Origin of the sequence: Pelagicoccus sp. SDUM812002 (assembly GCF_031127835.1) — a bacterium.
Taxonomy (GTDB): Bacteria; Verrucomicrobiota; Verrucomicrobiia; order Opitutales; family Opitutaceae; genus Pelagicoccus.
This window is the reverse complement of the sequence record NZ_JARXHX010000011.1, coordinates 75,922-88,549: the sequence shown is the minus strand read 5'-3', so window position 1 is coordinate 88,549 and position 12,628 is coordinate 75,922. Positions and strand designations below refer to the sequence as shown.

General features: G+C 55.5%; 4 protein-coding genes. 2 read left to right on the top strand and 2 right to left on the bottom strand.

All coding sequences use genetic code 11. The annotated features are described in order from the left end of the window. Window positions 1–65 precede the first annotated feature (65 nt). Together QEH53_RS15860 and QEH53_RS15855 are read left to right on the top strand one after the other, a co-directional pair. A complete protein-coding gene (locus QEH53_RS15860; RefSeq protein WP_309024198.1) occupies window positions 66–1,781 on the top strand; it encodes a GspE/PulE family protein in 1,716 nt (571 codons plus the stop codon). Between the two features lie 145 nt (window positions 1,782–1,926). Continuing rightward, entirely contained in the window at window positions 1,927–3,009 is a 1,083-nt protein-coding gene (locus QEH53_RS15855) for a type IV pilus twitching motility protein PilT (protein ID WP_309024197.1), read from the top strand. Between the two features lie 186 nt (window positions 3,010–3,195). Here the strand turns inward: QEH53_RS15855 and glnD are convergent, their stop codons facing one another. Then, complete coding sequence (gene glnD, locus QEH53_RS15850; protein WP_309024196.1) at window positions 3,196–6,003, bottom strand: [protein-PII] uridylyltransferase; 2,808 nt, start codon at window positions 6,001–6,003, stop codon at window positions 3,196–3,198. Between the two features lie 525 nt (window positions 6,004–6,528). Continuing rightward, window positions 6,529–12,504, bottom strand: coding sequence for an alpha-2-macroglobulin family protein (locus QEH53_RS15845; RefSeq protein ID WP_309024195.1), 5,976 nt, complete (start codon window positions 12,502–12,504; stop codon window positions 6,529–6,531). Window positions 12,505–12,628: the final 124 nt, after the last annotated feature.

Below are 12,628 nucleotides of genomic sequence, written 5' to 3'. Positions count from 1 at the left end.
AAGCTCCGCCCTAGCCTTTATTTGTCTGGCGACTCCGTGAGGCATGGGTTTTGGTTGAGTGAGTTATGGCAGACGCGTCGCTAATCCTTCATGTCGTAGAATCGCGCGGACTTGTGTCCGAAGAGCAACTACGCGCCGTGCGGGCAGCTCTTCCTCGGGCTGGGGACGAGGAAGTCGTGGAGGCTATCTTCTCTAAGGGGTACACGGATCGCAAAGTGGTGGTCCGGGAGTTGGCGAAGGAATTCGCCATCGAGTCAATCGACCTCGCTGAAGCGCCTTGGCCAAACAACGTCCGCGAGCTTTTGGAGGAGTCCTTGGCCCGCCGTTTTCAGGTCTTTCCCCTCTCGGGCGGCCGCGATCGTCTCAGGGTCGCAATTTCGGATCCGCTACAAGAGCTCGATACCTTGTCTCACCTTTTGGGTAAGCAGGTCGTGCCGGTTCTGGCGATGGAGGAGGACGTGGAGATCGCTATCGATGCGTCCTATCTCGACTCGCACCTTACGGCTTCGGCTCGTTTGAGCGAGGAGGAGCGCAAGCTGGCGGATGAGGTGCAGGTCGCGGACTCTGGAGTGGAGATCGCAACGACGATGACAGGCGAGGATGATGCTCCGATCATCCGACTCGTGCAGGTAATCATCTCGGATGCGATCGGCATGCGAGCTTCGGATATCCACTTCGAACCTTTAGAAACTCGATTTCGGGTCCGTTTCCGGGTGGACGGAACCTTGCAGGAAATTCCCAATCCGCCGCCTCAGCGCCTGCAGCTTCCGGTCATATCTCGTATCAAGGTCATGGGCAAGATGAGTATTGCCGAGAAACGCCTGCCGCAGGATGGGCGCATCCAAGTGAAGGTGGAGGGGACGGAGTACGATCTGCGTGTATCGACTCTGCCGACCGCTTACGGCGAAAGCGTCGTGATGCGTATTTTGGACAAGTCTAGCTTAATGCTGGGCCTGCCTGAGCTAGGATTCTTGCCCGACGACCAAGAGGTTTACGAGCGCATGATAACGATGCCGGACGGCATGCTGTTGGTCACGGGACCGACCGGATCCGGCAAGACCACCACGCTCTACAGCTGCTTGCACTTCCTCAACAAGTCAGACCGCAAGATCATCACGGTCGAGGATCCGATCGAGTACCAGATGCCTGGGATCAATCAGGTGCCCGTTAAGAAATCGATCGGAATGAGCTTCTCGGCCGCTTTGAAAGCAATCCTCCGCCAAGCTCCGAACATAATAATGGTGGGGGAGATCCGTGACCGAGAGACAGCTGAAATCGCCATCAATGCTTCGCTCACGGGACACATGGTTTTTAGCACCCTGCATACTAATGACGCTCCGTCGGCAGTGACGCGTTTAGTCGATATCGGTGTGAAGCCTTATCTAGTAGCGACTTCCCTGAGAGCGGCGATTGCTCAGCGACTCGTGCGAAAAATTTGTCCGAATTGTCGGGAGCGTTATGAGCCGAGCTTGCGGGAGATTCACGCCGTGGGTTTGGATCCGATAAACGCTCGGGCAGCGACCTTCATGCGTGGCAACGGCTGTATGGAGTGTCACGATCAAGGCTTCCGCGGACGAATCGGCGTGTTTGAGATCTTCAATGTCAACGAAGAGGTCGAGCGCTTGATCTATTCGAATGGTACCTCCGCCCAGCTGCGGACCTTGGGGCGGCAGCTTGGCATGCGCTCGATGCGCGAGGATGGAGTACGTAAGGTGATGGCTGGCATGACGACAGTGGAGGAAGTGCTGTCGGTGACGGTGGACGAGCCGGCTTTTGCCTAGAAGAACAGCTGTCTGTGGAGCAGCTGTTTTCGTCCGATAGGTACTTTTCGACAGTTGGTGCGCTTCTCTCCGTGTTTCTTTGTAGGGGAGATTCGTTGGCTTGCTGAGCTCAGGTGTGGTCGGTTTTTGACGATACTGCTCTTATATGAGCTACGAGATGAACGAGCTGTTGGAATTGGTCTTCGACGAGGGGGCCTCTGACTTGCATATTCAGGTCGGTCGTCCACCGACGATTCGACTGCACGGGGATATGGTTTCGGTCGATGGGCCGGACCTCACGCCTTCGGATACGGAGAAGCTGATGCAATCCATCACGCCAGACTCTTACATTCAATCAGTGAAGACGTCCGGAGGAGCTGACTTCGGTTTCGCATACTTGGATCGGGCACGTTTTCGCGTGAGCGTTTTGAAGGCCAAGGGTACGTACGGAATGGTTCTTCGTTTGATCCCAGCTGACTTCATCCCGCTCGATAAGATCGGTATTCCGGACAAGATACGCGATCTGCTTTATCGCCCTCGTGGCTTGATATTGGTGACCGGGCCCACGGGGTCGGGTAAGAGTACGACCTTGGCTTCGATGATTAACTACATCAACGAGCGGCGAAGCGGTCACATCATCACGATCGAGGATCCGATCGAATACTATCACGACCATAAGAAGTGTATCATCACCCAGCGTGAGGTAGGCGTGGACGTGGATAGCTTCTCGGGAGCGATCCGCAGCGCTTTGCGTCAGGACCCGGATGTTATCCTAGTTGGGGAAATGCGAGACTTGGAAACGATCGAGGCAGCGATTAGCGCGGCGGAAACGGGGCACTTGGTTTTTGGCACGTTGCACACGAACAGTGCGGCGAAGACGATCGACCGAATCGTGGACGCCTTCCCGGCGAACATGAAGGAGATGATCCGTACGCAGCTCGCCTCTTCGATAGTGGGAGTCATCTCCCAGGTTCTTTGCAAGAAGAAGGGCGGTGGTCGAGTGGCAGGTCTCGAAATCATGGTCACCACGACTTCGATTAGCGCTCTTATTCGGGACAATAAAACCTACCGTATCAATTCCGATATCCAGACGGGAGCAGCTCTCGGTATGATCCCCATGGATACGCATCTCTTGAGTTTGTATAACCAAGGGCTTATTTCGGCTCGCGACGCTTTTGAAAAGGCTCAATCGCCGGAAGATATGCTCAAGCGTCTGAACGAGCTCGGAGCGGAAGTGGAAGACTCTTAGGAGACTGCACTCACTTAGTATTCTTTTTCTGGGCACGCCTCACGGGCGTGCGTTGTTCTTGGGCGGAGGGGGTAGGCGTTACTCCGATTCTTTGGAGAAATTTGGATTTCCTGATCGTAAGAGACGACTTTTGGGAACTGCTCTTGCAGCACGGACTGGGTGGAACCGGTCCCTCCATAATCCATCTCAACTAGGCTTGCTGTTGGCGGTGAGGGCTTTAGTAAGGCTCTCGCGGAGCTCCATCAGCTTTTCGCCGTCGGAGTCTTCGCCGGGCTCGAGCTCACTTAAGTAGAGTGTGTCGATGGCGATCCCGCGCTCGGTATTGATGCGGGCGAAGGTAATGTCGAAGCCATGCTTGGAGATCTGATGAGAGATCTGGTAGAGTAGGCCAAGGTGGTCTGGTGCTTGGACTTCGAGAATTGTTCTCTGCAGGGAGAGTTCGTGGTAGACGTCCACTTGCGGTTCGAAGGATTCGGCAAGCGGGTTGTCGTCGTTTTTGCTGAAGATGTCGGCGGCCTCCTTGCGCACCATGTCGAGGATGCGTGGGTACAAATCTTCGTTGGAAACGAGAGCGTCCTTCACTGCGTTTGCGAAGGCTTCTTTGGCCTTGGTCTCGTCCGAAGGTCCGCGTCCACTTTCGGTGACGTAGAAGGTATCGATGGCGATGTGGTCGTCGCGTGAAATCGCTTTGGCGGAAAGGATCGAGTAGCCTGCGATATTGAGTGCCCCGGCGAGCTTATGGAAAAGGCCGGCCCGGTCCCAAGTGACGATGTTTACGACGGTGAGGGAACGATTGACGTCGTGCTTCCAGTCGATGATCGGCTTGAGCGCTCCGATGGAGTCGGCTTTAGCGATGGCCTTGATAAGGTCGTTGATCATCTGGATATGCTTGATGATCTCCTCCTTTGACGTGTTGATGAAATATCGGTCCGGTAGAAGTTTGAAATGGGCGTCGACCTCTTCGGAACCGACGCCTTCGATATCGATGGAGTGCAGTTCTTGTTGGGTCATCTTCTTGTGCTGCTCGTAATGCTGGTCCAGCTTGCCTTCTGACTTGAAGACATCGAGGGCACGACGATAGAGGGTGCGATGAAGCGTATCCTTGTATTGGTTCCAGAGTCCCGCAGCTGTGCCTTTGGCGTCGCAAAAGGTGTGCACATAGAGAAGTCGCAGGAGTTCTGGCGACTCGACCTGTTCAGCAAACGCTTTAGCGGTGTCTGGATCATCAATATCGAACCTCTGCCAAAATCGCGCCATTTGTAGGTGATTCTTGATAATAAATCGTACGGAGGCTCGATTTTCTTCGTCGATTTGTAGGCGGTCCAAAATGGGATCTGCGATCTCCACCCCGTTTTCTGCGTGGTTTCGGATGCCTCTCGCTTTGCCGATGTCGTGTAGGAGCAGGATCAAGTAAATAAGATTTGGCAACCGGAGTTCATGAAGCGCCTCTCTGTAGGATTTGTAGATATCTTTTGGATTTGAAAATATTTCATCAAGTTCCCTTATCGTATGAAGGGTATGAACATCAGCGGTATAGCGATGGTAGTACTCATGTTGGACCAGACAGGTCAGTTTTCCCCATTCCGGGATGAAGGCGCCGAGTACGCCGAGCTCATGCATTTCGTTGAGCGTAGGGTATACGTTGCCGGCTTCCTGCATTATTGTACGGAAGCTGAGATTGGCCTCAGGGGACTGCCGTACCTCGTCGTCGACCAGTCCGAGCGATGCTCGAATTAGAGCATTGAGCTCAAAATCTATCTCGACTCCGTTTTGCTGGCTGTGGCGAAAAATTCGGATCAGGCGATTGGGTTCCTCGATGAAAACCTTGTCGTCTTCGAATGTGATTTCCTGGCCACGAATGAGGAAGCCGTCGACCTTCTTCACGCGCTCCTTGCGGCGAGCGAGGAGGAAGCTTTTGACGGACTCGAGCGGGCTTTTGCTTTCTTGCTTCGACGTAAGGGCGAGGCGCTTCTCGATATTTTTGGATACGCGGTAGATGATTTGGGCACGCTTGTAGTAGTCCCGCATGAAGCCTTCGACTCGCTCCAGGATGTCGCGCTGCTTGTAGCCGAGACGGTAGGCGACTTTAGGCTGAAGCTCCAGAGACAGAAGGTCGGTTGGGCGTTTGACGCGAAAGTGGAGCTCGTTGCGGACGCGGATGAGGAATTCGTAGGCGGCCCGGATGTCCTCGAGCTCTTGCTTGCTGAGGTAGTTGAGCGGCACGAGTCCTGCCATGTCCTTGAGGTTGAGGCGGACTTGGGCCATCCAGAGCGTGTTATGGTAGTCCCGCAACCCTCCCACGCCGCTTTTGATGTCCGGCTCCTGCATGTAGATGGAACCTCCAAACTTGGCTCGACGGCTCCGCTGGTCGTCTAGACGCTGTTTGATGTACTCCTTCGGGTCGTCCTTGCGATAGAAGAGATGATACGATTTTTGGAAACCATCAAAGAGCGGGGCGGAGCCGCAGATACGCCGCGCTTCGAGTAGGGCGGTCTTAGTCTGGATGTCGGCCTTTGCCTCCTTGAAGGCTTCCTCTACGGAACGGGTCGAGTGCCCTACTTTCAAGCCAGCGTCCCAGAGCGGGTAGAGGACCTCCTGTACGAGAAGCTCTTGGGCTTTACCAAGTAACTTTCCGTCAGTGTCGGACGGATACAGGAACATGATGTCGATGTCGCTAAGTGGGCAAAGCTCCTCGCGCCCGTAACCGCCTAGCGCTACTACAGAGATAGAGATGTCTGAATTTGCTGAAAGCTTTTGTACCTCTGCCATGGCAGGCTCTGCCAAGTAGGTGATGACGGTGTCGATCATCAGGGAACGTGCTCTGGCAATTTCGAGCCCAGGGGCTCCATTTCGATGCTCGGCCAAAATGGTTTCGGTCCCCGACTTTAGAAAGCCTTTGAGAGCGGCGAGTTTTTCGGCCGACTTAGTCTCGGAGGTAAATGCTAGCTGGGCGCTGGCATCGTTCTTCAATCGTTTGGTGAAGGCTTGAATCATTTACGGGATCGATTGGGAGCACGCGCGTGCGCCTCCGCTCGGAGGGCAGCAAGGCGAATGAGGCGCATCGGGTCAACAGCAAGCTGGAAGCCTGACGATCTTCGTCAAACGCAGTCTCCTGAAGGAAACTGGATTTTGAGGATCAGGTATCGCTGTTCAGTTAGCGACGGAAGCTGTTGAAAGTAAGAGGATACGCAAAGGGGGTAGGAGTTGACGGTATAGCTACCGGACGCCGCGGACGCGTTTTGTTGCCAGTACGTTTCTGGCGTGCCCGATTTCTTGAATGCTCTATCGGGCGCGAGGAAGCTCTAGTTGCGAGAGTGTAGGTTTTTGGTGGATCTTTTGAGATCGTAGGCAAACGCGAAGCGCTCGTCCAGGGAGTGGATGCGTTGCCAATTGCGAGCAATTCCAGGGCTGCAGATCCAGCCAAACAGAAGTGTTGCGAAGGATAGAAGCAGTGCACCCTCAAGCGGGACTTTGTCGGCCCATTCCACCAGTTGATTTGAGATCAAGCTCAACCCACGACTACTCGACTGCGAGGAGGACGCTTTGTGAGTGGCTGTTAAACTCGGGGGCGTACATGCATTGGATCTCAGCGATGCCGCTTTGGTAGCTACCTTTTAGCTGCACTCGGGTGGAGTACTCGAAGACGTATGTCCCTTTCGGGAGGTAGTGGATGAAGAAGTGGCTGGCGGTGTCGCGGGTGCTCTCGTAGTAGCCGAGGCGGTCTTGGTAACGGTGGCCGCTGAGCACATTAACAGGCTCGGTGCCGCTGCCGCGTTGGTCTTTGAGGTGAAGGTACTCCATGTCGCGATCGCTGCGGAGCTCGAGGCGGACCACGAGTTCATCGCCCACGGATAGTGGGCCATCGATGGGCTTGAGAACGGGACCGCTGGCTGAATTTTCTTTGACGAAGAGCGTTTTTTTCAAGGTGAGCGGGGTGGCTTCGTGGGGCGTGACCTTGCTCATGTCTTCGAGGTACTGCCAATGGACGCTGCCCCAGCTGACGCCGTCATCAGTTTTGGTGACGGTTATATTTCCCATTTCGGGCTGGATTTCTTGGCGAACGAAGCTCTTTTGGTAAAAGCCGGTGCCGGCCTCTACGTCTTCCGGTTCGATGGTCTGACTGCCGAGTTTCACAGCTACGAGGGCATCGCTGGCGAGCAGGTTTTGTCCGCGAAGGAGCAGACCATAGACAGCGTCGGCAGTGGCTTTGGTGGTCTTCCAGTTCTGGGTTTGCTTTTGCTTGAGCAGCCAGACCTTGAGGTCCTCCACGGCTTGGGCGTCTTCGGCAACTTCGGCAAAGGCTTCAACCATGAGCGCCTGAGTTTCGATCGGGGCGTGGTACCACCACCAGCTGTTGTACTCTGTGTCTCGCCAAAACATGCCGAGTTCCTCATCGGAGACGCTGCGTTCTTTGAGTGACTTGACGATAGCGGCGGGGGTGTCGCGGTCGCCGAAGCGTTGCAGGGCGAGGGCGAGATGGGCTTCGCTTTGGCGGCTGGATACTCGGGTCCAGTGTTCGCGCGCTCTTTCCAAGAAAAAGTCGAGGGCTTGGCGGTGTTCCTTGGCGACGGGCTTTTCCTGAAGGAAGAAGCTACGTCCGTAGAGGTAGAGCGAGATGAGGTGGCCGGGAACGTAGTCTTCGGGCTGGGACCATTCTTGAATATCCCGGTAGCTTTCCTGCATCCAGTGGTCGAGGGCGTCGAGGGAGCGGATGGCTGGCTCCATGTCGATCTCGGCGCCGAGGTGGCGCATGCGGCCGAAGCCGGTGGCGATGTAGAGAGTGATGTAGTCGCTGGCATAGCCGCCGGGGAACCAGGACCAGCGTCCATCGTCGAGCTGGCGCTCGGCGAGTTTTCTGAGGGCATTGCTGGATTCGTTTTGTAGGCGGTTTTGGTCGAAGAGTATGCCGACGTTGCGGCGGGCTTGGCTCTCGTTTTTCGCTTGGCGAAGCCATGGGGTTTCTTCGATGAGCACGGATTTGAGCTCTTGGTTTTTCTCGAGGGGGCTATCGAGGGCTTCAGTGTTTTTCCAGAGGTCGAAGACGCGTCGGATCTTTGGATCGGAGTTGGCGATGTGGGAGGCGAGCTCGTTGGCGTAGAAGCGATTGAAGAGCTGCTCGCTGCACTCGAAGGGATACTCCATCAAGTAGGGCAAGGCCATGACTGCGTACCATGCCGGCTGGGAAACCATTTGCACGGTGAGGTTCTGATGCTGGAGGCTGTCGGAATCGGCTGAGGCGAGCAGCTTGTCGAAGTCGAACTCTTTGCTGCCTTTGCCTCGGATGGACAAGGGGAGGGATTCGGTGACCAGTATTCGCTTGCTCAATACGGGCAGATATCCCTCCTCTCCGTCGCTGAGGGAATCGGAGGCTCCCACGGCTTTGTAGGTGAGCACGCCGGCTCCGTCGGGCACTTTGATGCGCCAGGAGTAGCTGCGGGATTCTTTGGCGGGAATGGTAAAGCTCTTGTCTGTATCCAAGTTTTGGAGGGATACGTCGGCCGATTCGAGGGTGGCTGCGGCGGAGAAGGTGAGGCGGACTTGGCCGTTCTGCTCGGTCTCGGATTGATTACTCACTTTAACGGTGAATTCGACTTCGTCGCCTTCGCGTAGAAAACGCGGCGGATTGGGTTCTACCATCAGATCTTTTGCGGTTACCGCAGTATCGCTGAGGAAACCGGAGCGCAGCTCGTTGTCATGGGCAAAGCCGAAGAAACGCCACTTGGTGAGCGCTTCCGGCATGGTGAACTGAATTTTAACTACACCGTCCTCGTCGCTTAATAGGTGAGGGTAGAAGAAGGCAGTTTCGTTGAGGTTTTTGCGGGCAGAGACTTGGGATAGGTCGGGAGCGGGGGGAGGGGGTAGGGCAGGGTCGTGACTTAGCTCAAGAGCATTTGTGCTCATTGGAGAAGCGACATCCTTCATACTCGTGTTCAAGCGGCTTCCGGCTAATGTGCTGGTAGCAGTGTATCCTTCGTCTCCGGCGGCGTCTAGAGCAAAGGGGGATAGCTCGAAGGTTTCCTCGGCTCCGCCACTATAACGTTGGTACCGCGCGAGATCGCGAAAACCGTATTGGCGGTTTATCCAATAGGGAAGGCTGCGGTAGCTCCAGCTGACGCTTCGCATGTTGGGTGCCCAATCACTAAGGAAAAGATTGAAGCTTTGTTGCGTATTGGAGAATTGGCTACTTACGCTGGGGTATTCGTTGTAAAAGTTTCCGAGGTAATTAGGCCAGTTGTGTGGTCGGTATTGGTCAAGGGACGCGTCGTATAGGGTCGCGACGATTTCGGCGGCAGCGGTTTGCGCGTCGGGGCCGGTGATGGTGGCAGTCCAAGTTTCGGCTCGGCCGGGCTCGAGTTTGGAGCGAAAACGTTCCCACTTGACCTGTAGCTGTTTGTTAGTCCAAGGCACGGTGACGCGGCGGGTTTCGAAATAAGCTCGGTTTTCGTGTACGAAGGTTGTTCTCAGTGTGAGTCCGCCGCGATAGTCTTCGGTGATTGGGAATTGAATACGCTCTTGGCTTTGCTCGCCGTCGGTCCAATAGCTCTCTAGCGTTTCGCCGTTTCGCTCGATTTCGATGAAGGCCCGGCCTTGCGGATATCCGGTGGCCCATAGAGCATCGAGCCTTTCACCTGGCTCTAGGTTGAGAGAAGGAGCTCCGAGGAAGTTGGGAATCTTGGTGGCATGATGGGGCACGTCGGGCGCTTGTACGGTGAAAGTGTGGCGAGCGGTGACGGGGTTGCCGAAGCGGTCTTTGCTTTGCAGCTCTACGCGGTAAGGACCGGCGGAAAGCTTGGCCGAATAGGTCGCTTTGCCGCTGGAATCGATTTTAATGTTCTTTTTGGATACGGTGCTGGCGTTTTCCCAGGTGGCGGGGTTTGACGGGTCGTATTTTGGTTCGGACAATCGATAACCCCAGTGGTTGTAGCTATTGTACTCAAGTGGCTTTCGCTCGATTGTTTCAGGCTGCTGCAGGCGAAAGACTTTGAGACTGACTTTGGCTGCTTGCGGGGTACCGTCGAGCGATTGGGTGCTGATGGCGATTTCAACGGGCGAATCTTCGGTTAGCCATTCGGCAGCCGAGAGCTGAGCTTGCAGGGCAGTGTAGGCCGCACGGGTGCTGGTGGAAGCGGATCGAGTTTCGCCGTTGGTATCGGTGACGTCTGCGTAGACGGTGTAGGTAAAGATCGGTTCGTTTTCGCGGGGGACACTTTTATCAGGTGTCGCTGGAAAATGGATACTAAAGCTACCGTCAGATTCGGTGGTGACGCTTCCGTGGGCTATGGCTTTGGTAGCGGGGGGAATCCACCACCAGCACCAGAGCGGGGCTTGCACGCCGCGCTCAACGCGCCATTTGACTTTGGTGCCGCCGATGGAGGCTCCTGTATAGGCGGTAGCTTTGCCGGTAAGGGAGACCTCTTCGCCGAGTTTAGGCGCGTTTTCTGGTGGATTGAGAGTGACTTGGAATTTGGGACGTTTGTATTCTTCGACGTTGAAGTAAGTGGACCCGCGACTTCCATCGATTACTTCGATGCTCATTTGTCCTAGCAATCCATCGCTCGGAGCGGTGAAGCTGCCGCTGAAGGATCCATAGTCGTTGGTGCGGTGTGATTGCTCGGAGACTACGCGTCGATTTGCGTCGCGCAAGGCGATCGTTATTTTGCGGTTGGGTTGCGTTTGATATTGGTTCTGGGAGGCGTGAGTCTGGATGGCGATCCCTTTGAAGCTGATCGTTTGGCCGGGACGGTAGATGGCACGATCGGTGAAAAAGGCGGTGTAGTTATTGGAACCCGTACCGCGATCGTTTTGATAGGGCCAGATTGCTTGGCTGTTAGCGATTGTTTGGTGTTGGTAGGAGGCTACGATGATAGTGCGTTCGCGATCGAGGTGGCTGGGAAGTTGGAAGTATCCGTTGGCGTCGGTGGTGAGATTGAGGCTTTTGCGGAATCGTTGGTTTCTGTTTTGGCGCCATACTTGAACCTTGGCACCCTCGATGGGATCGCCGCTGCGGGCCTTGAGTACAAACCCAGCGAGGGGTGTATCCGTTTCTTGGGTGCGCAGGATGAGGGCAAGGTTGCTCACCCAGACGGTTGCGCTGCTGAGTTGGTTGTCTAGAACGGAGAAAGAAGGGTCGTGACTAGCGAGGATGTAGTAGTAACCGGGCTGAAGGTTTGTGGGTGCGGTTAGCTTTTGAGTTCGCTCTTGGAAATCGGGGGTGGAGGGGAGGTCTTCTTGCCAAGCGTAGGTGGGCTCTTGGGCACGTAGTGTCTTGTCTGATAGGTCCTTGGGTTGGGAGCTAGCTAGGTCCGATTCGAAGTCACCGCGGATGGCTCGGAAGTAGATTCTTTCGACGTTGCGGTAGGTGACGTCGATGGTTGGCCATGGAGCGTTCCAAACGTGCTCGGTTTGGATGCTGGCGGACTTTTGCTCGATTTGTTGGAGGAGGTTATAGCACTCGACCGAGCCGACGCTTTCGGGGAACGTTTCGAGTCCTTGTCTAGCGATTTGGTGGGCAATCTGGAACTCGTTTTGGGCGTGATGGTAGGTTGCGAGATTGGCGATCGCTCGGGTGGAGATCTCATGTCGAGCCGTGCGTTCGATGAACTCTGAGAGAGCGTCGCTGTATCGCTGGTCCTTGTCCTCGCCGAGAGCGACATTGTAGCCGTAGGTGAGGCGTGCGAGGTCGGCGTCGAAGAAAGCGGAGCGATCTGAGTCGTCTTCGTGGAAGTGGAGTATCTCTTGGAAGAGCTGAACGGCTTTAAGCTCGGGAGAGTAGGAGCCGCTGGACTCGAGTTGCCAGTCGAGAAAGGCTTGGGGGCCGTCGAAAATGGGGGAATTAGCGGAGATCTCAAAGCTGACTTCGGCCTCGATGGCAGCTTGCTCGCCGCTCTGGTAAAAGGAAAGGGCCTCGTGGGCGAGGAAATCGTAGAGTGTGGGACGGTAGGCGTCTGGGGCGGTTCCCCGAGTGAGAAACGCGTCGTAGTCTTCGATAGGGATGGACTGGAGGAATTCCTTGTTAGCCAGGGCTGCGGTGAAGTGGCGGTCGATCTCGCGGAGGATACGGGTGAGGTCCCAAGTGCGGAAGTCTTCGCTGGGGGATTCCGCGGTCTGGGTGCGTTGGAGGAAGCGCCAGCGGTTTTGCTGGAAGTAGCTCCAGTAGGAATGGGCGAGGAGAGTTTGGAAAACGGGTCGGAGCTCGGGTGGCGTTTGCTCGAGCTCGGCTTGTAGGCGTAGGATGCTTTCCTCGGGAAGTTCGCCTTGGATCTGAGTTTCGAGGGCGATCTTCTTGGAAATAGCTTTGATGGCCTCGGCGTGGGAACCATCGGCGAGGGCAGCTTCGATAATGGGCTCGAGGGCCTCGATGGCGGTTTTGGGGAGCCGTTGGGCTTCGGCTTCGGCGACCTTGAGCCAGAGATCGTCGCGTGGAGCGGCGTGAAGATTGCAGGCGAGCGCGAGGAGAGCGCCCAAGATAAGGAAGGGGCGAAGAGAGGTATCCATAAGAACTTTTGAAACTAGTACGAGAGAACGGGTTCCGCGGATTGGGAAATTGCGTAGGGATTTTTGTCTTGGAATGATGAAGGGCGGATGGGGTGCAAGTCGACCCTACCATCAAAAAAAGGCG